This is a genomic window from Microbacterium sp. NPDC058342, from assembly GCF_042723935.1.
Lineage (GTDB): Bacteria > Actinomycetota > Actinomycetes > Actinomycetales > Microbacteriaceae > Microbacterium.
Genome location: NZ_JBHXID010000001.1, coordinates 1332948 through 1355707, shown reverse-complemented (window position 1 = coordinate 1355707; position 22760 = coordinate 1332948). Strand labels below are relative to the sequence as shown.

Annotated in this window: 21 protein-coding genes; 5 read left to right on the top strand and 16 right to left on the bottom strand. The window is 69.2% G+C overall.

Annotated elements, in window-relative coordinates; translation table 11 throughout:
• Window positions 1-2 precede the first annotated feature (2 nt).
• The 4 genes from ACFWHT_RS06115 to ACFWHT_RS06100 all read right to left on the bottom strand — a co-directional run bounded on the left by ACFWHT_RS06115 (window position 3) and on the right by ACFWHT_RS06100 (window position 4015).
• On the bottom strand, window positions 3-815 hold the full coding sequence (locus ACFWHT_RS06115; RefSeq protein WP_378826448.1) for an ABC transporter permease: 813 nt from the start codon (window positions 813-815) through the stop codon (window positions 3-5).
• Window positions 816-822: 7 nt separating this feature from the next.
• Window positions 823-1650: an ABC transporter permease gene (locus ACFWHT_RS06110; protein WP_378826446.1), complete on the bottom strand. Its 828-nt coding sequence runs from the start codon at window positions 1648-1650 to the stop codon at window positions 823-825.
• 67 nt (window positions 1651-1717) lie between these two features.
• On the bottom strand, window positions 1718-2905 hold the full coding sequence (locus tag ACFWHT_RS06105; protein WP_378826444.1) for an extracellular solute-binding protein: 1188 nt from the start codon (window positions 2903-2905) through the stop codon (window positions 1718-1720).
• 39 nt (window positions 2906-2944) lie between these two features.
• Window positions 2945-4015, bottom strand: coding sequence for an ABC transporter ATP-binding protein (locus ACFWHT_RS06100; RefSeq protein ID WP_378826443.1), 1071 nt, complete (start codon window positions 4013-4015; stop codon window positions 2945-2947).
• A gap of 108 nt (window positions 4016-4123) precedes the next feature.
• On the opposite strand from ACFWHT_RS06100, the gene ACFWHT_RS06095 reads away from it, so the two are divergent.
• Entirely contained in the window at window positions 4124-4927 is an 804-nt protein-coding gene (locus ACFWHT_RS06095) for a FadR/GntR family transcriptional regulator (RefSeq protein WP_378826441.1), read from the top strand.
• 34 nt (window positions 4928-4961) lie between these two features.
• Complete coding sequence (locus ACFWHT_RS06090; RefSeq protein WP_378826439.1) at window positions 4962-5666, top strand: cache domain-containing protein; 705 nt, start codon at window positions 4962-4964, stop codon at window positions 5664-5666.
• Window positions 5667-5809: 143 nt separating this feature from the next.
• On the opposite strand, the gene ACFWHT_RS06085 is transcribed toward ACFWHT_RS06090, so the two are convergent.
• The gene (locus tag ACFWHT_RS06085) at window positions 5810-6895 is read right to left on the bottom strand and encodes a PrsW family intramembrane metalloprotease (RefSeq protein WP_378826436.1); all 1086 of its coding nucleotides are present in this window, start codon (window positions 6893-6895) and stop codon (window positions 5810-5812) included.
• Between the two features lie 440 nt (window positions 6896-7335).
• Between ACFWHT_RS06085 and ACFWHT_RS06080 the strand changes: the two genes are divergently transcribed.
• A complete protein-coding gene (locus tag ACFWHT_RS06080; RefSeq protein WP_378826434.1) occupies window positions 7336-8205 on the top strand; it encodes a fumarylacetoacetate hydrolase family protein in 870 nt (289 codons plus the stop codon).
• 98 nt (window positions 8206-8303) lie between these two features.
• Here ACFWHT_RS06080 and ACFWHT_RS06075 read toward each other — a convergent pair whose 3' ends face one another.
• The 4 genes from ACFWHT_RS06075 to ACFWHT_RS06060 are packed head-to-tail and all read right to left on the bottom strand — an operon-like array spanning window position 8304 to window position 12577.
• Complete coding sequence (locus ACFWHT_RS06075) at window positions 8304-9764, bottom strand: aspartate ammonia-lyase (protein WP_378826432.1); 1461 nt, start codon at window positions 9762-9764, stop codon at window positions 8304-8306.
• A gap of 52 nt (window positions 9765-9816) precedes the next feature.
• A complete protein-coding gene (locus ACFWHT_RS06070; RefSeq protein WP_378826431.1) occupies window positions 9817-10734 on the bottom strand; it encodes a phosphodiesterase in 918 nt (305 codons plus the stop codon).
• 47 nt (window positions 10735-10781) lie between these two features.
• Complete coding sequence (locus ACFWHT_RS06065) at window positions 10782-11114, bottom strand: peptidase (protein WP_378826430.1); 333 nt, start codon at window positions 11112-11114, stop codon at window positions 10782-10784.
• The gene (locus ACFWHT_RS06060) at window positions 11111-12577 is read right to left on the bottom strand and encodes an anion permease (RefSeq protein WP_378826429.1); all 1467 of its coding nucleotides are present in this window, start codon (window positions 12575-12577) and stop codon (window positions 11111-11113) included. The genes ACFWHT_RS06065 and ACFWHT_RS06060 overlap by 4 nt, the downstream gene beginning before the upstream one ends.
• A 179-nt stretch (window positions 12578-12756) precedes the next feature.
• Between ACFWHT_RS06060 and ACFWHT_RS06055 the strand changes: the two genes are divergently transcribed.
• Window positions 12757-14862 (top strand): S9 family peptidase, encoded by a 2106-nt coding sequence (locus tag ACFWHT_RS06055; RefSeq protein WP_378826427.1) that lies wholly within the window; start codon window positions 12757-12759, stop codon window positions 14860-14862.
• A 252-nt stretch (window positions 14863-15114) separates the two neighbouring features.
• Window positions 15115-16083, top strand: coding sequence for a hypothetical protein (locus ACFWHT_RS06050; protein ID WP_378826425.1), 969 nt, complete (start codon window positions 15115-15117; stop codon window positions 16081-16083).
• A gap of 163 nt (window positions 16084-16246) precedes the next feature.
• Here ACFWHT_RS06050 and ACFWHT_RS06045 read toward each other — a convergent pair whose 3' ends face one another.
• From ACFWHT_RS06045 to truB, 7 genes are all read right to left on the bottom strand, one after another.
• Window positions 16247-17275: an ATP-dependent 6-phosphofructokinase gene (locus ACFWHT_RS06045; protein WP_378826423.1), complete on the bottom strand. Its 1029-nt coding sequence runs from the start codon at window positions 17273-17275 to the stop codon at window positions 16247-16249.
• Window positions 17276-17485: 210 nt separating this feature from the next.
• Window positions 17486-19630, bottom strand: a complete 2145-nt coding sequence (locus tag ACFWHT_RS06040) for a DEAD/DEAH box helicase (protein ID WP_378826421.1) — start codon at window positions 19628-19630, stop codon at window positions 17486-17488.
• 142 nt (window positions 19631-19772) lie between these two features.
• The gene (locus ACFWHT_RS06035) at window positions 19773-19943 is read right to left on the bottom strand and encodes a hypothetical protein (protein ID WP_378826420.1); all 171 of its coding nucleotides are present in this window, start codon (window positions 19941-19943) and stop codon (window positions 19773-19775) included.
• A gap of 81 nt (window positions 19944-20024) precedes the next feature.
• Window positions 20025-20975, bottom strand: a complete 951-nt coding sequence (locus ACFWHT_RS06030; RefSeq protein ID WP_378826418.1) for a bifunctional riboflavin kinase/FAD synthetase — start codon at window positions 20973-20975, stop codon at window positions 20025-20027.
• Window positions 20972-21409 carry a hypothetical protein gene (locus tag ACFWHT_RS06025; protein WP_378826416.1) on the bottom strand — a complete coding sequence of 146 codons (438 nt, stop codon included), beginning with the start codon at window positions 21407-21409 and terminating at the stop codon, window positions 20972-20974. The genes ACFWHT_RS06030 and ACFWHT_RS06025 overlap by 4 nt, the downstream gene beginning before the upstream one ends.
• A 26-nt stretch (window positions 21410-21435) precedes the next feature.
• Entirely contained in the window at window positions 21436-21804 is a 369-nt protein-coding gene (locus ACFWHT_RS06020; RefSeq protein ID WP_378826413.1) for a hypothetical protein, read from the bottom strand.
• Window positions 21801-22694: a tRNA pseudouridine(55) synthase TruB gene (gene truB, locus ACFWHT_RS06015; protein ID WP_378826411.1), complete on the bottom strand. Its 894-nt coding sequence runs from the start codon at window positions 22692-22694 to the stop codon at window positions 21801-21803. Before truB ends, ACFWHT_RS06020 begins: the two co-directional genes overlap by 4 nt.
• Window positions 22695-22760 lie beyond the last annotated feature (66 nt).

Sequence of the window (22760 nt, the reverse complement as noted above, 5' to 3'; positions counted from 1 at the left end):
CGTCACCCGCGCTCGCTGACATCGCGCGAGAGCCGTTGGGACACCCACACGGGGATGAAGGACGCCGCGATCACGACGGTCGCCACGACGTTGACGACGTTCGCCTCGTTCGGCCGCGCCATCTGGTTCATGATCCACAGCGGCAGTGTGTCCACACCGGGCGGCGCGGTGAAGATCGTGACGTACACCTCGTCGAAGCTCAGCGCGAACGCGAGGATCGCCCCCGCGACCAGAGCGCTGCGGAACTGCGGGAACGTCACCATCCGGAAGGTCTGCCACGGCGTGGCCCCGAGGTCCTTCGACGCCTCCTCGAGGCTGGGGTTCATGCGGCGAAGCCGTGCGAGGACGTTGTTGAAGACCATCACGATGCAGAAGGTGCCGTGCGCGATGATCATGCCGAAGAAGCCGACCTGGATGCCGACCGGCTCGAGGATGCGGTTGTAGGTGTTGTTCAGCGCGACGCCGGTGACGATGCCGGGCAGCGCGATCGGGAGCACCACCAGCAGGTTCACGGCCCGCTGCCCGAAGAACCGGTACCGCTGCAGCGCGAAGGACACCAGCGTACCCAGCACCAGGGCGATCACGGTCGCCCCGGCGGCCACCAGCACCGAGTTCACCAGCGCGTCGCGCACCGGCTGGCTGGTGAAGGCCTTTCCCCACCACTCGAGCGAGAACCCCTTGACGGGCCAGGTGGCGATCCGCGCGGAGTTGAAGGAGTTGAGCACCACGAGCATCAGCGGAATGTACATGTAGGCGAGGATGATCGCGACGATCACCGCGAGCACGATCTTGGAGGTGCGGGAGAGCCTCAGCATGCTCGTCTCACATCCTTTCCAGAGCACCGGTGCGCTGCACGCTCACCAGGTAGATGACGACGAAGGCGATCGGCACGATCGAGAACGCGGCGGCCAGCGGCGGGTTCAGGTTGATGTTGGAGGCGATGACGCTGCCGATCATCTGCGTGTCGCCGCCGACGAACTTGGCGACCAGGTAGTCGCCGAGGCTCAAGGAGAAGGTGAAGACCGAGCCGGCGATGATCGCCGGCTTGATCAGGGGCAGGACCACCGTGCGGATGGTCCGCCACGCACCGGCGCCGAGGTCGGCGGACGCATCGAAGAGGTTGGCGGGCAGCTGCCGGATGGCCGTGTAGACCGGCACCGCCATGTAGGGCAGCCAGAGATAGGTCAAGGTCAGCACGACGGTGATGAGGGCGAACCCCGGTCCCTCGATGCCGAACGGGGAGAGCGCCCAGTTGAGGAAGCCCTCCTGGGTGAAGGTGATGCGCATCGCGATCACCTTCACGAGGTACCCGGCCCAGAGGGGAAGGGTGATCGAGACGGCCAGCACCGCCCGCAGCCAGGGCGAGGCGACCTTCGCCATGAAGATCCCCAGCGGCACCGAGATGACGATCGCGAGGGCCGTCACGGCCAGCGCGATGCCCAGCGTGCGCAGCGACGTGGACAGGTATGAGGGATTCGCGATGAGCTGCTCGAAGTTGCGCAGGGTGAAGCCCGGCTTCACCTTGGACGTGAACGGGTCGGTGACCCAGAACGCCGTGATCAGCAGCATCACGAGCGAGAAGATGTAGATCCCGATGAGCCAGGTCATCGGCAGGGCCAGCAGACCGGCGATCCGTGCGCGGCGCTTCATTTCTCTCCTGTCGTCGAGAGGTGGTCCCGGGGCGGGAGAGCGCACTCCCCCACCCCGAGCGGCACGGTCAGCCCTTGACGCTTGTCCAGGCGTCGGTCCACTGCTGGAAGTTGGTGCAGGTGACGTCGGTGCGACCGTCGATGCACTGCTCGATCGGCGTGGTCCAGAACCACACCTTCTCGAAGTACTCCTCATTGGTCGCGTTGTAGTACTCGCAGTGCTCCTTCGCCTCGTCGCTCATGTCGCAGAACGCCGCGTTGGCCGGCGCCATGCCGAAGTTCATCGCGATGGCGCCGTTGACCTCGGGCGAGGAGGCGTAGTCCATCCACGCGTAGGCGCAGTTGGGGTTCTTCGACTCCGCCGCCAGCATCCAGGCGTCAGACCAACCCGTGGAGCCCTCTTCGGGCAGCACGCTCTTGAACCGCTCGTCCTCGGTGAGCTTGCGCAGCACCTCCCACGACGTGCCGAGCACCGTCGTGCCGCCCGTGAACGACGTGACCTGAGCGGCCGCATCGGACCAGTATTCCGAGACGATCTCGTTCTGCTGCTTGAGCAGCTCGACGGCGGCGTCCAGCTGCTTCTCGTCGAGCGCGTAGGGGTTCTCGATCCCCAGCTCCGGCTCGTGCGCCATCAGGTACACGGCTGCGTCGGCGATGTAGATCGGTGCGTCGTAGGCGATCACCTTGCCGGCGTACGGACTGTCCTTCTCCCACGCGACGTCCCAGCTGGTCGGCTCCTCGGTGACCACGTCGCTGTTGTACTGCAGGATGTTGGCACCGCGGCCGATCGGGATGCCGTACGACTTGCCGTTGATGGTGTCGTAGATCTGACCCTTCATGCCCTCGACGATGTCGTCGCCGAAGTGCGGAATGAGCTCGAGGTTCAGGGGCTGCACGTCGCCACCGGCGATCAGTCGCAGGCTCGCGTCACCGGACGCGGAGACGAGGTCGTAGTCGCCCGTGCGCATCAGCTGCACCATCTCGTCGCTGGTCCCGGCGACACGGCGATTGACCGTGCATCCGGTCTCGGCGGTGAAGGCGTCGGACCACGCCGGCTCGACGAAGCCCGCCCACGCCACGATGTTCACCTCCTTCTCGTTGTCGCCGAGCGCCTCCATCATGGCGATGTCGGGAACGTCGATCGAGAGGCCGCCGTCGCCTCCGGACGCGTCCGGTTCGGTGGTTGCGGAGCAGCCCGCGAGCACCAGGGCGGCGGTCGCCGCGACGGCCGATACGGCCAGGACCTTCTTGTTCATGTGATCTCTCCTTCGTGATCTCTGGGTGTGCGGTCGGGGTCAGGGCAGCACGGCGGCGTGCGACGGATTCCACGTGACGCGGACCCGATCGCCGCGCGCGGGCCGTGCGCCGACGTCGTGATGGGCGTTGGGGCGTTCGGCGATCATGTCGATGCCCGCATCCGTGGCGACGAGGTAGCGGGTCGCCGGGCCCGTGTAGACGATCTCGGCGACCACCCCGTCGAGGCCCACCTCGCCGTCGGCGGGTGCGCCGTTCGCGGCAGCATCCAGCCGCACCCGCTCGGGACGGATGCTCATCGCACGGCGTGCGCCGGTCAGCGTCTCGGCGAGCTCGGCGCCGATGAGGTTCGACAGCCCGAGGAAACGGGCGACGAACTCGCTGCGCGGCTCCTCGTAGACCTCGCGTGCGGTTCCGATCTGCTCGATCCTGCCGTTGTTGAAGACGGCGACACGGTCGCTGAGCGTGAGCGCCTCCTCCTGATCGTGGGTGACGAAGACGAAGGTGATGCCGACTTCACGCTGGATCTGCTTGAGCTCGATCTGCATCTGCTCGCGCAGCTGCTTGTCCAGCGCGCCGAGCGGCTCGTCGAGCAGGAGCACCTGCGGACGCAGGATCAGTGCACGGGCGAGCGCGATGCGCTGACGCTGTCCGCCGGACAACTGGTGCGGCAGCCGATCGGCGACCTGATCCAATCGCACACGGCGCAGGGCCTCCCCCACCTGCTCGCCGCGATCCGCCTTGCTCGTGCCCCGCACGCGCAGGCCGTAGCCGACGTTGTCCTCGATCGTCATGTGCGGGAACAGCGCGTAGTCCTGGAAGACGGTGTTCACGTTCCGCGCGTGGGGCGGCGTGCGCGAGACGTCGACTCCCGAGAGGCGCACCGTGCCCGAGGTCGCCTCCTCGAAGCCGGCGATGATGCGCAGCACCGTCGTCTTTCCGGAGCCCGAGGGGCCGAGCATCGAGAGGAACTCGCCGGGCGCGACGTGAAGGTCGAGGTCGCGCACCGCGGTGAAGTCGCCGAAGGACTTCGACAGCCCTTCCAGCGACACGCTGCCGGCGGCGGCGCTGTCGCTCGTCGTGTCCTGCGCGGCGGGGGCGGCGGTGCTCATGTCGTGCTCCTCGGTCATCATCGAACGGCAAGGTTCGCTAAACATATAAAACCGGAGGTCATATTTCAAGTCCTACCGGAGAACCCGCGGAAATGTAAGAATCCAGGTATGGAATCGCTGACCTCGACGCCGGACGTCCACGCCGCGCCGTCAGCAGAGCCCGTGCGACACACCGCGCGCCAGCCGCATCGCCTTCAGGGGACCCTGTTCCAGCCCATCGGAGACGAGGGGCGGGCCGAACTGGTGGAGCGGCGACTCGTCGACGCCATCCACCGCGGGCACCTGCGCGCCGGCGAGCGCCTCCCCTCGGAATCCGAGCTCGCCCGAAGCTTCGGAGTGGCTCCGGTCACGGTCCGCGAGGCGCTGCTCACCGTGCGCGGCATGGGGCTGATCGTCACGCGCCGGGGTCGGCACGGCGGCAGCTTCGTCGTCGAGGATGCCGATCCCCTGGCCTTCGCGCGCGCCGAGCTCGCGCGCACCTCACGCATCGCGCTGCGTGACCTGGGCGCCCACTATGCGGCGATCACGGCGGCCGCCGTGCGTCTGGCGGCGCGGCGCGCCGACCCCACGGAGACCAGCAGGGTTCGCCAGCGCCTGGAGCGGCTCGACGACCTGGACGTCGACCAGCAGCGGCGCGTGCTCGACGACGTCCAGGTCGAGCTCGTCTCGCTGAGCCAGTCCGCCAGACTCACCCGCGAGCAGATGAGGCTTCAGGCGGAGTTCTCTCCCTACCTGCGCCTGGTCGGCCCGGATGCGGACGGGCTCAGGATGCAGGCCGAAAGGCTCGCGGGCATGATCGACGCCGTCGAGAACGCCGATCCCGAAGACGCGGGGCGGCGCACCGAGACCATGGTCGCCGACGTGATCGACGCCCTGATCCAGCTGCAGGCGTCCAGCCGGAGCAGCGACTGAGAATGCCATCCATCGACGTGCACAGGAGGACGCGATGAGCATCACCATCACCGACCGGACCGAGGCGGCGCAGATCGTCGAGCAGTACTTCGGCACTCCCATCCGCACACTGCTGGACTGGGTCGCACCCTGTGCCGCCGAGCTCGCGGACGCCCTCGAGAACGGCGCCCTCACGCGAGCGAGGCTCGACGCCGTCGTGGAACCGTACGCTCTGCGCACGCTCGAACTCGACGCGGTCCCCGTCTACGGGGCCGGTTTCATCGCCGCCATCGATCTTCTCGCGGACGCCAGCGGCCACCTCGCGTGGTGGCAGGGCGAGGAGCGCCGCAAACTCGCGCTCGCCTCGCAATCGGTCAACAAGGAGCACATCGACTACAGCGAGCTGGAGTGGTACCGCGTGCCGATGGGCACGGGCGCACCGCACGTCGCGGGTCCCTATGTGGACTACCTGTGCAGCGACGAGTACACGATCACCATCGCCGTGCCGGCGATGGTGGGTGAGGCGCGCCTGGGTGTGGCGGGCCTGGATCTGCTCGTGTCGGAGGTGGAGCGCGAGCTCACACCCCGATTCGCCGCACTGGGACAGCAGGTTACCCTCACCAACGGCGTCGGCCGGGTCGTCGTGTCGACGGATCCCCGATGCGCGACGGGCGACTCGGTGCGCGGCAGCAGGCTCGCCGACCTGCCCAGGATCCCCTGCGAGGGCGTGGCGCTGGACGTGATCGTCGAGCGTGCCTGACGCCGACTTCCCGACGGGGTCTTGACTTCGCCGCGGGGTGGAGGCACCCTGTCAGTAAGACCAGCTCAGCGCCCGGGAGACTCGCAGGCATCGCCGCAGCACCGGGCGCTGAGTGCGTCTCCGGGACGCGGTCGCGGCGTCGATCAGTAGGCCAGCAGCTGCGCCCTCGTCGCGCGGGTACGCGTGAGCAGGGCGTGCTCATCCGCCGCAGCGTATGCGTCATGGCCGTGCACGGCACGCTGGCGCACCGCGGCAAGGGCGGTGGCGTCCTTGATGAACGACCGCATCAGTCGACGGCGGTCACCGCGCAGCCCTGCCGCCCACTGCATCCCCACCCTGCGCCCGGCGGGAGTCGCCAGCATGACCACCTCCTCGGGCGTGAACCATCCGGCCGCCGCATAGTCACCCAGCCGCTGCTGGGTCAGTCGCGATTCCTCCCGTCGAAGAGCGATGATCGCGAAGATGAAGCCCAGGAACAGCGGGACCTGAGTGGTGAGGTAGAGCACGAAGAAGTCTCCCAGCAGCGACGAGCCGTTCCAGAACGCGTGCAGAGCGATCGCCCCCAGCAGGCCGAGTGAGGCCGCGCCGAGCGCACCGCCCGGTCCGCCGCCACGGCGCGCCGCGAGACCGATGGCGAAACCGGTCAGCGCGGTGAACATCGCATGCGCGAACGGCGAGAGCAGGCCCCGCAGCAGGAAGGTGAGCGTCAGCTGCCCGGCCCCTCCGTCGATCAGGCTGATGCCGAAGTACTGGATGTTCTCGGTGAAAGCGAAGCCCGCACCGACGAGCGCCCCGTAGACCACACCGTCGACGGGGCCGTCGAACGCGCGCCGGCCGATCAGGAACACCAGCAGAACACCCGCGCCCTTGGCGATCTCCTCGATCAACGGGGCCTGGATGACCGCGGTGAAGAACTCGTTGCGCAGCCCGACGGCAAGGGTGAGCGCGAGGTCGACGAGCAGCGCGATCCCGATGGACGCCACCGCCCCCCAGGCCAGAGCGAAGATCACCAGGCTGCGCGGCTCGGGCTCCCAGCGGTCGATCAGCCGCACGCCGAACAGCACGATGCCCAACGGCACGAGAGCCAGGACCAGCCCCACGACCGAGGCTCCCGCTCCCAGGAACAGCGCGAAGTAGGCGATGAGGGCGAGTAGCGCGAATCCGAGCACGCCGAACACCCAGATCGCGACCGAGCGGCCGTGACGTACGGGCATCGGCAGCGCGGGCATGGCCGGCGCAGGCGACGGCGGCACGGGAGCCGGAGGAGCGGAGAGGGAGGGCCTGTCGAAGGCGGAGGCGAAGGCCACAGGTCGCCCTGCCGGCTGAGACGGCGGGCCGTAGGGAGGGGAGGCTGGACGCCCGGACCCAGGAGGCGCGTGCACCGGCTGCGCGGGGCGGCCGAATCCGGGCGGGGAGTGCTGAGCTCCCCCCGGCACCGGCGGCCGACCGTACAGCGGACGAGGAGGCGAGCCGTAGACGGGCGCGGGAGGCTGACCGTAGACCGGAGCCGGCGGCTGACCGTGGACCGGAGGCGCGCCGCTCGGCGGCACCGGCGCACCGACGGGGTCCTCCGAGGGGGCGGGCGCCGGGGGCTGTCCTCCAAAGCTCATGCTGAAAGCCTAGAGGGAGCCTCGGTCATGTCCTGCACCCGGCCCGGTAGCGTAGAGGCATGCGGTTTGCCCACCTGAGTGCTCGCGACTCCGACTCCCTCCAGCTCGCCGTCATCGACGGCGAGGAGGCGATCCTCGTCAGCGACCTCCTCTCCCCCAGCCCGAAGACCCTCCAGGAGCTCATCGCGGGGGGTGACGAGCTGCTCGACCGGCTTCGCGCCGCGTTCGCTGAGGCGGCAGCGCCCCGGCATCCGATCGACGGCTTCGGCTTCGGCTCCGCGGTCATCGACCCGCCGGCGATCCTCGCCGTCGGGCTGAACTACGCGGCCCATTCGAGTGAGCTGGGGTTGAAGACCGACACCGCTCCGACCGTCTTCACCCTGTGGCCGAACTCCCTGACAGGGCACGGGCGCACGACCGAGTGGCCGCGCACCCTCAGCGAGTCGATCGACTACGAGGCCGAGCTGGGCGTCATCATCGGCCGGCCGGCCAAGGATGTCTCCGCCGATGACGCGCTCGACGTGGTGTGGGGGTACACGGCGGTCAACGACATCACGGCCCGGGACATCCAGTTCGCCGAGGCGCAGTGGTGCCGCTGCAAGTCCTTCGACGGCTTCACCCCCACCGGCCCGGTCGTCGTGACCGCCGACGAGATCGCCGATCCCCAGGACCTGCACATCTGGGCCGTGGTCGACGGGCACACCGTCCAGGACGCGTCCACCGGACAGATGGTCCGCTCGGTCGCGACGCTGATCGCGCACCTTTCGTCGTCGGTCACCCTGCAGCCGGGCACCCTCATCTCCACAGGCAGTCCCGGCGGCGCGGGCTACTCGCGCGACCCGCAGATCTTCCTGCGTGACAGGTCGACGGTGACCGTGGGCATCGACGGCATCGGCGAGCTCACGACCCACTGCCGCATCCTGGACTGAGATCGCGGACTGCCGACCGACCGGGCATCCCCGCCGGTCCGACCGCCCGAAGACGAAAGGCGCCGTCCCCGCGGGGACGGCGCCTTTCTCGTTCGATATCAGTCCTGCGGCAGATCCTCGGCGGCGATCACCGGGATGGCGGAGGTGACCGTCTCCAGCCCGGAGAGACGTGCAGGCGAGATCTGCTTCAGAACCTCCTCGCGGGTCATCAGCCCCGCCTCCACCACGAGATCGGCGATGTTGCGGTTGGTGAGAAGCGCCGTCTTCGCGAGGGCCGCGGACGCCGCATAGCCGATGAACGGCGTCAGCGCCGTGACCACCCCGACGGACGCGCCGACCATCGCGCCCAAGCGCTCACGGTTGGCGGTGATGCCCTCGACGCAGTTCACCCGCAGCGTCCACATGCCCTGGCGCATCCAGGTGATCGACTGGAAGATCGAGTGCGCGATCACAGGCTCGAACGCGTTGAGCTGGAGCTGACCGGCCTCGACCGCCATCGTCACCGTCACGTCGGCTCCGACGACCGCGAAGGCGACCTGGTTCACGGCCTCGGGAATCACGGGGTTGACCTTGCCGGGCATGATGCTTGAGCCCGCCTGCATCGCCGGGAGGTTGATCTCGCCCAGACCGGCCTGCGGCCCGGAGGACAGCAGTCGCAGGTCGTTGCAGATCTTCGAGAGCTTGATCGCGTTGCGCTTGAGCGACGAGGAGAACGACATGAAGGCGCCCGTGTCGCTGGTCGCCTCGACGAGATCGGTCGCGGTGCTCAGATCGAGGCCGCTGATCTCGCGCAGGTGCTTGAGCACGGTGGGCGCGTAATCGGGGTGCGTGGTGATCCCGGTGCCGATCGCGGTGGCGCCCATGTTGATCTCGGTCAGCAGCGACGCGTTCTCGGTGAGGCGGCTGTGGTCCTCGCCGAGCGTGGTGGCGAAGCCGTGGAATTCCTGGCCGAGGGTCATCGGCACGGCGTCCTGCAGCTGCGTGCGACCGACCTTCAGGATGTCGTGGAACTCCCCCGACTTGTCGAGGAAGGACCGGCGCAGCAGGTCGAGCTCGTCCAGCAGCGAAAGGAGGTTCAGCGAGAGACCGATCTTGACCGCGGTCGGGTACACGTCGTTGGTCGACTGACTGCGGTTGGTGTGGTCGATCGGCGACAGGAACGCGTAGTCGCCCTTCTCGCGACCGGCCATCTCGAGGGCGATGTTGGTGATCACCTCGTTCGCGTTCATGTTCGTCGAGGTGCCGGCCCCGCCCTGGATGACGCCGACGATGAACTGATCGTGGAACTCGCCGTCGATCACGCGCTGGGCTGCACGGTCGATCAGGTCGGCGCGCTCGGCGTCGAGCACGCCGATCTCCTTGTTCGCGCGCGCCGAGGCCTGCTTGACCATCGCGAGGGCCCGGATCAGATCGGGGTAGACCGAGATGGGTCGTTTGGTGATCGGGAAGTTCTGCTCGGCCCGCAGCGTGTGCACGCCGTAGTAAGCGTCCGCGGGGATCTCGATCGTGCCGATCGAATCGGTCTCGGTACGGGTCAGGGCAGGCGCGTCAGCGGCCATGTCACATCCTTGTGGGTAGTGGCGGGTGAAAGGAGAGGAGGATGCCTCAAGTCTACGCCTCCGGCCTCGCAGGCTTTCGCGAGAACACCTCGAGACGCTCCTGAGGCGACAGCGCCGCCATGCGTCGCAGCCAGTCCTCGCTGAAGTAGTCTCCGGTCGGCGCTTCCGCGACGGGCACCACGGTGTGCGTGATCGTCGCGGGTCGGACATGCACGAGCTGGAACGACTGCGCCGCATCCATGCCGTTGACCTCAGCAGCCGGACGCCCGAGGTTCATCGTGTAGCAGGTGGACGACGCCACGCTGACGGGGATGCCCGCGAAGGTGCCCGACGAGGAGTAGTGCAGGTGCCCGGCGAGGATGCCGCGCACGTCGGTGCCGCGGATGACCTCCGCGAGCTCGTCCTGGTGTCTCAGCTCGAGGATGTCGAACAGCGGCACGTGCGCTGGCAGCGGCGGATGATGCATCGCGAGCAGCGTGCCGTGCGGCGCCGGCTCGCGGAGCACACCGGCGAGCCAGCCGCGCTGCTCGTCGTCGATGTCCCCGTGATGCCAACCGGGCACGCTGGTGTCGAGCGCGATGACCCGCAGGCCGTCGAGGTCCCAGACGCCCGTGACCGGGTCATGCGTCGGCGGCGCGTCGAACAGACCCGCGCGCAGAGCCGGCCGCTCGTCGTGGTTGCCCGCGACCCAGATGATCGGGCAGTCGAGCTCCGCACCCACCGGCTCGAGATCGGCGCGCAGCCGGCGATAGGCGTCCGGCTCGCCGAGATCGGTCAGATCGCCGGTGACGACGATCGCCGAGGGCCGCGGATCCACGCGTCTCACGGCGTGGAGCGTGTGCTCCAGGTTTCGCTGGCTGTCGGAGCCGCCCGCATGCCGGGCGCCGTCCGCGAGGAAGTGCGGGTCGCTCAGATGGATGATCGTGTGGGACGCGGCCGGATGCCGTCCGAACGAAGGCATGTCGATCATGCGCTCAGCCTACGACCAGGGCACGACATCCAGCGGCGGGCCCGCGGTCAGTGTCCGACGACGATGAGCACGATGCCGCCGATCACGGCCGCGCCGCAGAGCACGAAGCATCCGATCGCGGCCACGAACGCCAGAGCCCTCTGCCCGTCGGTGAGCGGATTCTTCCGAGCCGCCTTCGCCGCCTGCTTCGCCGCGCGCTTGATCTCCTTCTCGGAGAGCACGGTGATGGCATCCGTGAACTCGACCGGAGTCACGACGGGCACGCGCCCGGCGCGCACGAGCATCCGCAGGCCGAGTGCGTAGAAGAAGACGATCGCGACGGCGCCGACCAGCGCCGCGGCGAACACGCTGAGGAACGCCATCCAGTCGATCGTGATCATCGTGCGTCCTCCTGCTGCTCGGCGGAGAGATCCCATTCGGCGAGTCGGGCGCGGGCGCGGCGGCTCGCACTGAGCGCCTCCCACTCCGCCGCGGCCTGCTCGGCCGCGGCGAGCTTCTTCACGGCGCGGTCCGCAGCCTTGCGGGCGGCCTTGATCTCGCTCGGCGAACCACCCGCCTTCTTGAGCTTCTTCGCCTTGCGCGCCGCACGCTCGGCCTCGTCGGCCTTGCGCTCGGCGCGATCGAGCGCGCGCATCAGCTCGATGCGGCTCGTGCGCCGTGTCGGACCGGGAGTCTCGGGCAGTTCGACCACGTGACCGGACTCGGCCACGTCGCTCATGGCGTTGGCGGGGGTGACGGCATCGCGGCGCGACCGCAGGAACAGGCCCACGATCACGACGAGCGCGAGCACCGCGTCGATCAGCACGCCCCAGTTCCCGAGCCAGATCACGATCAGCGCAGCGAGCGCACCCACGCCGCCTGCCGCGGGCAGAGTCAGCAGCCAGCCGATGGCGATGCGACCGGCCGTCCGCCAGCGCACCACGGAGCCACGACGCCCCAGGCCCGACCCGATCACGGATCCCGACGCGACCTGGGTGGTGGAAAGCGCGAAGCCGAAGGCGCTCGAGGCGAGGATCGTCGCCGCCGTCGAGCTCTCGGCGGCGAAGCCCTGCGCGGGCTTGACCTCGGTCAGTCCTTTGCCGAGGGTGCGGATGATGCGCCAGCCGCCGAGATAGGTGCCCAGCGCGATCGTGAACGCGCAGGCCGCGATCACCCAGAACTCGGGGTTGTGATAGTCCGAACTGTTCGGATCGCCGGTCTGCCAGCCCACGGTGATGAGCGCGAGCGTGATGACGCCCATGGTCTTCTGCGCGTCGTTCGTCCCGTGCGCGAGAGCGACCATCGACGAGGTGAAGATCTGTCCCCAGCGGAACCCCGACCGGCCGTCGGGCCTGCCGTCGTAGCGACGGGTGACACCGTAGGCGACCTTGGTCGCGGCGAACGCGATGAGACCCGCGGTCAGCGGTGCGATCAGGGCCGGCAGCACGACCTTCGACATCACGACGCCGAAGTTGATGCCGGCAGCGCCCACGCCGACGAGCGTCGCGCCGATCAGACCCCCGAAGAGGGCGTGAGAGGAGCTGGAGGGCAGGCCGAGCAGCCAGGTCAGCATGTTCCAGGTGATCGCGCCGATGAGGCCGGCGAAGATCAGCTGCGGGAGCAGCGCGTGGTCGATGTCGCCCTCGTTGACGATGCCGCCCGACACGGTCTTGGCGACCTCCGTGGAGAGGAAGGCGCCGACGAGGTTCAGCGCGGCGGCCAGGAGCACGGCGGTCTTGGGCTTCAGCGCGCCCGTGGCGATGGGCGTGGCCATCGCGTTGGCCGTGTCGTGGAAGCCGTTGGTGAAATCGAAGAAGAGTGCCAGCGCGATGACCAGCACGACGACGAGGGCTGCGGTTTCCACCGTTCTCTTTCGTTGGGATTGCCAGGAGGGGATGCCGGGAGTCCGGCGTGACGAACGAAGAGTTCACCGTGGGTTCGAGATCCGTTCAAGGGCCCGCCAGAATCCTCCCACCCTGCTCGGCCCCGGTCAACTCGCCCCGACCGCGCCCCGGCCGCGGTCGCCTCCGATAGCTTGGAAGGGTGAGCGATACCAGCATCCGGCCGCCCGTCGCGGCTCGCCGCCCCGTCACCCGCACGCACCACGGCGATTCCTTCGAGGACGCCTACGAATGGCTGCGGGCCAAGGAGGATGCCGAGGTCACGGCGCACCTCGAGGCCGAGAACACCTACACCGAGGCACGCACCGCGCACCTCGAGCCGCTGCGCGAGGCACTGTTCCAGGAGGTGAAGTCGCGCGTCCTGGAGACCGACCTGTCGGTGCCGACGCGCCGGGGCGACTGGTGGTATTACAGCCGCACGGAGGAGGGCGCTCAGTACGGCATCCAGTGCCGTACGGCAGCCGTCGGCGACGACTGGACGCCTCCCGTTCTCGAGCCCGGGACCGCTGTGCCGGGCGAGGTGGTGCTGCTGGACGGCAACGCCGAGGCGGAGGGCCACGAGTTCTTCTCCCTCGGCGCGTTCGACCTGTCCGATGACGGCACGAGGATGCTGTGGTCCGTCGATGTCGAGGGCTCCGAGCTGTACACCGTGAAGGTTCGCGACCTCTCCTCGGGCGAGCGCCTCGACGACGTCATCGAGAACACGGGGCAGGCCTTCTTCACGCCCGACGGACGATCGGTGATCTACACCACTCGCGATGAGGCATGGCGCCCGGACACGCTCTGGCTGCACCGTCTCGGCACGCCCGTCGGCGACGACGTCCGACTGTTCCACGAGGCCGACGAGCGCTTCTGGCTCGGTGCGGGCATCACCCGCAGCAGGCGCTACCTCGTGATCGGACTGGGCTCGAAGATCACCAGCGAGGAGCTGCTGGTCGATCTCTCCGACCCCAATGCGCAGCCGCGCGTGGTCTGGCCGCGCCGCGAAGGCGTGGAGTACTCCGTCGACCATGCGGTCATCGACGGAGAGGACCGTCTGCTCATCCTGCACAACGAGGACGCGCTCGACTTCGAGCTCGTCTCGGTCGCGGCATCCGACCCGCAGGGCGAGCGGCGCGTGCTTGTGCCCCACACCCCCGGTCGCCGGCTGCTCGATGTGGACTGCTTCCGCGATTTCGCGACCGTCGAGTTCCGCGCCGACGGGGTGCCGCACGCCGCCCTGCTGGATCAGCGCACCGGGAAGCTCGACCCGGTCGAGTTCGACGAGCCGCTGTACGAGGCGTACTTCAGCGGAAACCCCGAGTGGCACGCGCCGTTCCTGCGCATGGGGTACACCTCGTTCGCGACCCCGCCCACCGTCCTCGAGCTCGAGCTCGCCACCGGCGAGAAGCACGTGCGCAAGCAGCAGCCCGTGCTCGGCGGGTACGAGTCGTCCGATTACGGGCAGCAGCGCGTCTGGGCCACCGCGTCCGACGGCGTGCAGGTGCCGATCTCGCTGATCTGGAAGCGCTCGCTGGGCGAACCGGGCGCCCGGCCGCGCCCCGTGCACCTGTACGGCTACGGATCGTACGAGCACTCCATCGACCCCGGTTTCTCGGTGATGCGCCTGTCGATGCTCGACCGCGGCGTGGTGTTCGCCGTGGCGCATGTGCGCGGCGGCGGCGAGATGGGACGGCACTGGTACGAGGACGGCAAGGAGCTGCGCAAGCGCAACACGTTCACGGACTTCATCGCCTGCGGCCGTCACCTCGTCGACACCGGCGTGACCACGCCTGAGCGCATGGTCGCCGAGGGCGGCAGCGCAGGGGGCCTGCTCATGGGCGCGGTCGCGAACCTCGCGCCGGAGCTGTTCGCCGGCATCCTGGCCGGGGTGCCCTTCGTCGACGCGCTCACCTCGATCCTGGATCCCTCGCTGCCGCTGACCGTGGTGGAGTGGGACGAATGGGGCGACCCGCTGCACGATGCCGAGGTGTACGCGTACATGAAGGGCTACACCCCGTACGAGAACATCCGCACCGACGTGGCCTATCCCCGCATCCTCGCGATGACGTCGCTGAACGACACCCGCGTGCTGTACGTCGAACCGGCGAAGTGGGTGGCGGCTCTGCGACATGCGGGCGCCTCGGACGTGCTGATGAAGTGCGAGATGTCAGCGGGCCACGGCGGTGTCAGCGGCCGGTACAACGCCTGGCGCGAGCGTGCTTTCGAGCTCGCCTGGATGCTCGACGTGCTCGGCCTGGCCGACTGAGCCCGCCGCCCGGCGCTTGCGCTCGGGCCGTGTCCCAGTCGTGGCGGGTGCCGGACTCGCGCACCCGCCACTGCGCGGCCGCGCCGCGCACGGTGTCCCAGAAGCGGCGCGTCGCGCCGCCGAGAAGCCGCCACAACGCAGACACGGCGCCAGCCCTCGTCCGCTCTCCACAGCGGGGCGATCCGTACGACTTGTGCACGGTTCTCGGCTTTGAGCATCCGCGGCCTGTCGCCCAGCGGCTGAGATGTCTGCATGACACGCAGAAAGCCGCTCCCCGGCCATCTTCGAGAGGCGCCGTTCCGCGTCGATCAGGCGCACGCCGCGGGCGTGTCGCGCTCCCGTCTGCGCGCCGCTGACCTGTGCGCGCCGACGCGCGGGGTCCGCCGGATGCGCGACGACGCGTCGCCGCATCCGGAACCCGGAGCCACGGCGTCGGAGCGGATGCGGATGCTCTCAGCGCTGCTGCGCAGCGACGTCGAGGGGTTCGCACCCGCGCTGACCCCGCACCAGTTCTTCAGCCACGAGACGGGTCTGGCGCTGCTCGGCGCTCCCCTGCCGTACACGTCGGATGCCCGGCGGCAGGTGCACGTCTCCGTCCGCCGCCCGCATGCGCTTCCCCGGCGGCGAGGCGTTCACGGTCATCGCCTGCAGGCGCGCGAGTCGGCGCGTTGGCACGTCGACTCGCTGCCGATCGAGCATCCCGCCCGGATGTGGCGCCAGGCAGCCTCGGACTGGCAGCTCGACGATCTGATCGTCGCCGGCGACTTTCTCGTGCATCCTCGCAACAAGCTGGTCACCATCGACGACCTCCGCCGGGAGATCGCGGAGGCCGGTGACGTCGGTGGGCGGCTGGGAGCCGCACTGCGAGAGATCCGCGCGGGTGCCGAGAGCCCCGAGGAGACTCGACTTCGCTTGCTGCTCACCCGGGCCGGCCTGCCCGAGCCGGAGCTGAACATGAACCTCTTCGATGCTGACGGCGCATTCGTCGCGCGGCTCGATCTGGCCTATCCGCGGTTCCGGGTCGCGCCGGAGTACGACGGCCGAGGGCACGCCGAGGCAGATCAGTTCGCACGGGATGCTGATCGCTGGGACGGCATCAGAGCAGAGGGCTGGGAGCACGTGCGCATCCTCAGTCACCACCTGCGCCCCGACCCGCAGGTCGCGATCGACAAGGTCGCCGTCGCGCTCTTCGCCGCCGGGTGGCGCCCCGGACGCACCTGACATCGTGTGCCACAAGATGCCGGTCGGGCGGCCCGCGACCATCGCATAGGGGGACACGGCATCACGGCTGTTCCCTCACGGGCGGGTACCGAGGCCACGGACCCGCCTGTTCTGGGACACGGCCCGCCCGGCGTTCGAGGGCTGGTCAGCCGCCCAGGGCTGATCAGCCGAACAGGGCGGAGGCTTCTTCGTAACGGCTGAGCGGAACCGTGTTCAGCTCGCCGAGCGCCTCGTGGAACGGCACCCGCACGATGTCGGTGCCCCGCATGGCGACCATCTGACCCCACGCCTGATCGACGATCGCGTCGGCCGCGTTCAGGCCGAGCCGGGTGGCGAGCACCCGGTCGAATCCCGATGGCGATCCGCCGCGCTGGATGTGGCCGAGCACGGTCGAGCGGGTCTCGATGCCGGTGATGCGCTCGATCTCCGGTGCGAGGATCTCACTGATCCCGCCCAGTCGCGGCCGGTTGAACGCGTCCAGGCCCTTGTCGCTGTACGCCTCGTCCATACCGGTCAGCGTGAAGCCCTCCGACACCACCACGAGAGGTGCGCGGCCCCGGTCGAACGCCCGGGTGACCAGCGCGCAGATCTCGTCGATCGACATCGGAACCTCGGGAATGCAGATCGCGTGCGCGCCCGCGGCCATGCCCGCGTGCAGGGCGATCCAGCCGACATGACGCCCCATCACCTCGGCGACCATGCAGCGCTGGTGCGAGTCTCCCGTCGTGCGCAACCGGTCCATGGCGTCGGTGGCGATGTTCACCGCCGTGTCGAACCCGAACGAGTAGTCGGTGGCGCGCAGATCGTTGTCGATGGTCTTGGGCACGCCGAGCACATTGACGCCGTCCTTCGACAGCCGGTCGGCGGCAGCGAGGGTGCCCTCGCCGCCGATCGCCACGATGCCGTCGATGCCGTGTGCGGTCAGCGTCCTGCGAATGTTCTCCGCGCCCCCGCGGCTGCCCTCGTACGGGTTGGTGCGGCTGGTGCCGAGAATGGTGCCGCCCACCTTCGACAGGCCCTTCACCTCGTGCCGGGTGAGCGGGAAGAAATCGCCGTCGACGACGCCGCGCCATCCGTCGCGGATGCCGACGAACTCGAGGTCGTAGGTGGTCATGCCCTTGAGCACGATGCCGCGGATGACCGCGTTGAGCCCGGGGCAATCGCCGCCACTCGTGAGGATGCCGATCTTCATGCTGCTGCCTTCGTGCTTCGGGTGGGGAGGGACAAGGCGACGCTGCCTGACTTCGACCCTAGTGCCGAACACGAGCGGATGCCATTCGCGCGGCATGAAAAGGCACGATCTTGACGCTCGATTCCGAGCAGCCAGCAATATCTGAGGCGTTCATCACAAAGGAGCCTCGAAGGGGCGCCAAGAACCGAGGTTCTTAACGCCCCAGGGGCTTCAGGCTTCGCCGAGCGCTTCACGCAGCAGGTGCATGAGCGCGGCCAGCTGCACCGACTCGCCCGGCGCCTCCTCGACGGCGTCGCCGTCGAGGGCACGAGCGGCGAGTCCCTGCTTCTGATCGATCAGCTCCGCGATCTTGGTGTCGATCGTGTGCGCCGCGATGATGCGCCATGCGGTGACCGGCTCGTCCTGACCGATCCGGTGCACCCGGTCGATGGCCTGCGTCTGCTCGGCCGCCGTCCAGCTCAACTCGGCGAGCACGACGTTCGACGCGGCCTGCAGGTTCACGCCCACACCGGCAGCGGTCAGCGAGCACACCGCGATCCCGACCCGGGGATCGTTGTTGAACGCGTCGATCGCCTGCTGGCGTGCGGGGGTCGACTGATCGCCGCGGATCGAGACCGACGTGATGCCGGCCGCTGCGAAGTGCGCCTCGGCCTGATCCATGACGTCGACATGCTTCGCGAAGAAGACCACCTTCTCGACCGAGCGCTGCAGCTGGGCGGCGTAGTCGGCGGCGAGCATCGCCTTGGCCTGACCGATCCTGCGGACCATCGTGAAGACGTTGTCGCCGCCCGTGCCGGCGGCCTTCGACTCCTCGAGTTCGTTGTGCGCCACCAGGCGCACGATGTCCTCGTCGATCTGTCCGGCTCCCACGGGTCCGTGGGCGGCGGCGCGCGCCTCGACGATGCGCCGGTACTTGGCCGCCATCCGCTCGCCCAGCTCGCGCTCGGCGGCCCGGATGCCGCGCCCGAACTCGTCGTCGAGCTGCACGGGCAGGTCGGCGATGAGCTTGTCGGGCAGGTCGGCCGCGACGTCGCGCTTCTTGCGGCGCACGATGCCCAGGGAGATCACGGCGTCGCGCGCCTCGGCGTAGAAGGACTTGTCGGCGGGCGTGAGACCGGTGGCATCCAGCTTCTCCATCAGCGCGGTCTCGGGCTTCTCGCCGTTCGTCCAGCCGAGGAAGCGCCAGATCGCGTCGAAGTCCTCGACGTCGTTGATGAGCGGGGTTCCCGTCAGCGCGAGCATGAGCGGGTCCCGCTCCCGCTCGCGGATGCGGGACGCCAGGGCGAGCACGTTCTGCGACCGCTGCGAGCCGAGGTTCTTGATGAAGTGCGCCTCGTCGACGACCATGCCCTTCAGGCCGATCGATCCCAGCCACGAAAGGTGGCGGTCGAGGATCTCGTAGTTCACGATGAACACGTCGGCGAAGGCATCGATGTCATCGCCGTCGCCCTGGATCACCGCCGCGCGACGCTGCGGGGTCCACAGCTCCACCTCGCGCGCCCAGTTCATCTTCACCACGTTGGGCACGACCACCAGCAGCGGGTACGCATCGGCGACGGATGCCGCCAGCACCGACTGCGCGGTCTTGCCGAGTCCCGGCTCGTCGGCGAGCAGGAAGCTGCGGTGACCGGAGCGCACGGCCTCGACGAAACGGGACTGGTGCACCATCACCTCACGGCCCTTCGGCGAGATGTGGTCGTACTCGGGCGTGGGCGGCAGCTCCATGCTCGCCGCTCCCCCGCCGGCACCCGACTCGAACGCCTTGTACAGCGGTCCCATCAGCTCCCAGCCGTCCAGGCGGCGGCGCGGCACGGCCGCGGGTCGCGGCGTGAGATCGGGCGCGAGGAACGGGTTCGCGAGCTGGCGGGATTCGACGGACGGCGGCGTCACCTGCTTCTCCGCGAGCGCCGCGGGCACGACCTGGGTCGTGCGCACCGGGGCGACATCGGTGATGATCAGCTCCTCCGGGGCCAGCTCGGCTCCCGATTCCAGCAGCCAGTCCCGCCGCATCCGCTTCGCCACGGGAGACGCGGCCTGGTCGGCCTCGAGCAGCTGGATCAGCGAGGTGTCGCGGGCCGCGGTCTTCGCGAGAATGGTGGCCACGCCGTCGAGACGCTTGAGCAGCTCCGCGCGAGCGGCGTCGGTGACCTCCGCATCGGCCTTCACCCGTGCGCGCTCCTCGCGCACGAGGAACGCGATCACCTGGAACTTGACCCTGTTGGTCGGACCCAGCTTGGCGCGCTGCGCCTTCGCCTCGATCTCGCGCACCTTGCGCGCGAGGATCGGGATGAGCGGGGCCTCTTCGTCGCGACGAGAGGTCTTCTTCTTCCGCTGTGCGGTCGCCGTGCTCGGCATGCTCCTCCTGAGCGTGAGTACCGGTCGCCCGTGTCGGGCGTACAACTGGTGTTCCGCGCGCGGCTCCTGCCAGGACGTCGCGGAGATGGGGTTGCGGATGCGGACAGCGTCACGCGCGGCTGCGATGGCCCCCGCGAGGATTCTACGCCATGCTGCTGGGCGCGTCGGCGGATGGACGCGCCCAGACGCCGGTTCCGGGTGCGGGGCGACGGATGCGCTGCCTGCGCAGCACGACCAAAGCTGCGCCGATCACGACGGCGAACAGGGTCGACAGGCGGGTCAGGGCGAACCAGTTGGCGTCGAGCGCGAGCACGGCGCCCGCCGAGCAGCTCCATCGGGCTCACGAGAAGCGAGGGTGGACCTGCCTCACGGTCGAGAGCAATCACCGCGCGGATCAGCCTGCCAGACCGAGTCGCTCCCTCGCCTGGGCGACGTCGGCCGCGATCTGCGCGATGAGCGCGTCCATCCCGTCGAACGCGACCATCCCGCGCAGGTGGTCGCTGAACTCGACGGTCACCCGGTGGCCGTACAGATCCAGGTCGGACGCGTCGAGGACGTGCGCCTCCACCTGACGGCGGTGGACGTCGTGAAAGGTCGGGTTGGTGCCGACCGAGATCGCCGCGGGGTGACGGATGCCGGTGTCGTGGTCGGTCAGCCAGCCGGCGTACACCCCGTCGGCGGGCACCAGGGCATCCACCGTCTCGGAGAGGTTCGCCGTCGGGAATCCGAGCTCGCGCCCGCGCTTGAGTCCGTGCACGACCTCTCCGGCGACGGTGACCGGCCGTCCGAGCGCCCTGGCCGCCTCGACGACGTCACCGGCCGCCAGCAGCTCGCGCACCCACGTCGAGGAGACCCGACGCCGGGCACCGTCCGGATGCACGTCCTCGACGACATCCACCGTGAACCCGTGCTGCGGGCCGAGCTCGCGCAGCAGTCCCGGGTCGCCCGCTCCGCCGCTGCCGAATCGGAAGTCCCGCCCGACGAGCACCGTGACGACGTGCAGCGAGTCGACGAGAATCGTGCGCACGAACGCCTCGGCCGGGAGAGAGGCCAGCGCACGGTCGAAGGTGAGCACCAGCGTGGCGTCGAGATCGAGCTCGCCGAGCAGTTCGAGCTTGCGCTCCGTGGCCACGACGTTCTCGGGACACAGCTCAGGACGAAGGATCTCGAGCGGGTTGCGGTCGAAGGTGACCGCGACGGTCTTCGCACCGACCGCGGCGGCGTCGATGCGCATGCGCTCGATGACCGCCCGGTGCCCGACGTGGACACCGTCGAACTTGCCGATGGCCACGACCGTGGGACCGAAGTCGGCGGGGACCTCCGAAGGATCGCGGAAGACGATCATGCCCGCGCTCCTCGGGGCCGGTGGGTGCGCAGCCACCAGAGACCGAACACGGGCAGCACGAGCGGGATGAACACGTAGCCCATCCCGAAGAACGACCAGACGCTGTCATGCCCGAACAGTGACGGCACCAGCAGGCTGAGCGCACCGACGACGAGTACACCGGTGAGTTCGAACACGATGGCGATCCACGCCACCGTGTACCAGCCGCGCCGGTGCGCGAGGATCAGCGCCAGCGTGGCGAGGACGTAGACCACGGCCGCCAGTGCGGACAGCCCGTACGCCAGCGGCGCCTCGTCGAAGCGCCGTACGATCTGCACCAGGCTGCGCCCGGTGGAGGCCAGCGCCATCACCGCGTAGACGATCACGAGGACGCGGCCGACACCGGTCATCCGGGTGCGTGCAGCTGCAGGGGTCGGGGCATCGGTGTGGGACATCGCAACGTCCATCCTAATCCGCGTGCTCACGCGATCTGCACGGTCCAGATGGTCTGCATCCGCCACAGCATGATGGCCAGCGAGAAGCCCACGACCCCGAGGACGACCGTGCTCCACCGGCTGCGATCGAGCAGCGCCCACAGTGTTCCTCCCGCCGGCAGGAGCAGTGCACCGACCAGGTACACCCAGTACTCGAGAAGGTCCCCGGTGGGTGGATTTCCCGCGAGAGGCGCGACGATGGCCACGACGACCTGCACGATCAGCAGGGCCTCGATCAGCAGCACGCCGCCCACGGTGTAGTCGCTGGGGCGGCGGCCGGCGAGGCCCGCGATCAGGCAGAACAGCCCCACCGCGCACGCCACGGCGATCTGGACCACGGTGAACCACAGGATCATGCCTGCACCTCCGGCATGTTCATGGCGCTCTTGACATCGCGTCCGCGGGCTTCCAGGACGCCGACGAGCGCTCCGTCGGGATCGATCCCCGCGACCTCCGTGGCGACGAGACGTTCGCGCTGTCCCGCGAGGCGCTTGCCGTGGCGCAGGTCCCGCGCCTCCTCGGCGGTGAGCGGGAGCACGGGCATCACGTGCGCCGCCGCGGCCGCCGGGGTGAGCACGGCGGCTCCCGCGAGGCCGTCGACGCCGACCGCGCCGGCGACGTCGAAACCGCCCACGCGCGTTCGGCGCAGGGCCGTGAGGTGTCCGCCGACCCCGAGCGCATCGCCGAGGTCGCGGGCGAGGGCGCGGATGTAGGTGCCCGAGGAGCAGTCGACCACGACGTCCAGGTCGAGGTGTCCGTCTCCGCGACGCTCGGCGGTGACCTCGAAGCGCGAGACGGTGACCCGGCGCGCGGCGAGCTCGACGCTCTCCCCCGATCGGACGAGATCGTACGCCCGTCGTCCCGCCACCTTGATGGCGGAGACCGAGCTCGGCACCTGAGAGATGGCTCCGGTCAGCTCGAGGATGCCGGCACGGACCGCCGCGCCGTCCACATGCGCCCACGCCGCCGCGTCCGCCGTGTCGACCACGTCGCCCTCCGCGTCGTCGGTGGTGGTCCGCGCACCGAGGCGGATGGTCGCCGTGTAGGTCTTGTCGGCACCGACGATGTAGGTCAGCAGCCGAGTGGCACCCTCGATGCCGATCACCAGCAGGCCGGTGGCCATCGGGTCCAGTGTGCCCGCATGCCCCACCTTGCGTGTGCCGACGGCGCGCCGAACGCGGGCGACCACGTCGTGACTGGTCAGGCCACCGGGCTTGTCGACGAGGAGGATTCCGGGCGATACCACCCTTTCAGCCTACCGAGACCTGCCAAGTGCCGCCTGACGGAGCACCGCGACGGGCTCGTCTAGGCT

Coding starts and splice junctions, on each gene's coding strand:
- ACFWHT_RS06025 (WP_378826416.1), bottom strand. CDS start 21,409: ATGTCCCACACCGATGCCCCGACCCCTGCAGCTGCACGCACCCGGATG.
- ACFWHT_RS06020 (WP_378826413.1), bottom strand. CDS start 21,804: ATGATCCTGTGGTTCACCGTGGTCCAGATCGCCGTGGCGTGCGCGGTG.
- ACFWHT_RS06115 (WP_378826448.1), bottom strand. CDS start 815: ATGCTGAGGCTCTCCCGCACCTCCAAGATCGTGCTCGCGGTGATCGTC.
- ACFWHT_RS06065 (WP_378826430.1), bottom strand. CDS start 11,114: ATGATCACGATCGACTGGATGGCGTTCCTCAGCGTGTTCGCCGCGGCG.
- ACFWHT_RS06110 (WP_378826446.1), bottom strand. CDS start 1,650: ATGAAGCGCCGCGCACGGATCGCCGGTCTGCTGGCCCTGCCGATGACC.
- ACFWHT_RS06100 (WP_378826443.1), bottom strand. CDS start 4,015: ATGAGCACCGCCGCCCCCGCCGCGCAGGACACGACGAGCGACAGCGCC.
- ACFWHT_RS06045 (WP_378826423.1), bottom strand. CDS start 17,275: ATGAAGATCGGCATCCTCACGAGTGGCGGCGATTGCCCCGGGCTCAAC.
- ACFWHT_RS06070 (WP_378826431.1), bottom strand. CDS start 10,734: ATGATCGACATGCCTTCGTTCGGACGGCATCCGGCCGCGTCCCACACG.
- ACFWHT_RS06095 (WP_378826441.1), top strand. CDS start 4,124: ATGGAATCGCTGACCTCGACGCCGGACGTCCACGCCGCGCCGTCAGCA.
- ACFWHT_RS06090 (WP_378826439.1), top strand. CDS start 4,962: ATGAGCATCACCATCACCGACCGGACCGAGGCGGCGCAGATCGTCGAG.
- ACFWHT_RS06050 (WP_378826425.1), top strand. CDS start 15,115: ATGACACGCAGAAAGCCGCTCCCCGGCCATCTTCGAGAGGCGCCGTTC.
- ACFWHT_RS06080 (WP_378826434.1), top strand. CDS start 7,336: ATGCGGTTTGCCCACCTGAGTGCTCGCGACTCCGACTCCCTCCAGCTC.
- ACFWHT_RS06030 (WP_378826418.1), bottom strand. CDS start 20,975: ATGATCGTCTTCCGCGATCCTTCGGAGGTCCCCGCCGACTTCGGTCCC.
- ACFWHT_RS06075 (WP_378826432.1), bottom strand. CDS start 9,764: ATGGCCGCTGACGCGCCTGCCCTGACCCGTACCGAGACCGATTCGATC.
- ACFWHT_RS06085 (WP_378826436.1), bottom strand. CDS start 6,895: ATGCCCGCGCTGCCGATGCCCGTACGTCACGGCCGCTCGGTCGCGATC.
- ACFWHT_RS06040 (WP_378826421.1), bottom strand. CDS start 19,630: ATGCCGAGCACGGCGACCGCACAGCGGAAGAAGAAGACCTCTCGTCGC.
- ACFWHT_RS06105 (WP_378826444.1), bottom strand. CDS start 2,905: ATGAACAAGAAGGTCCTGGCCGTATCGGCCGTCGCGGCGACCGCCGCC.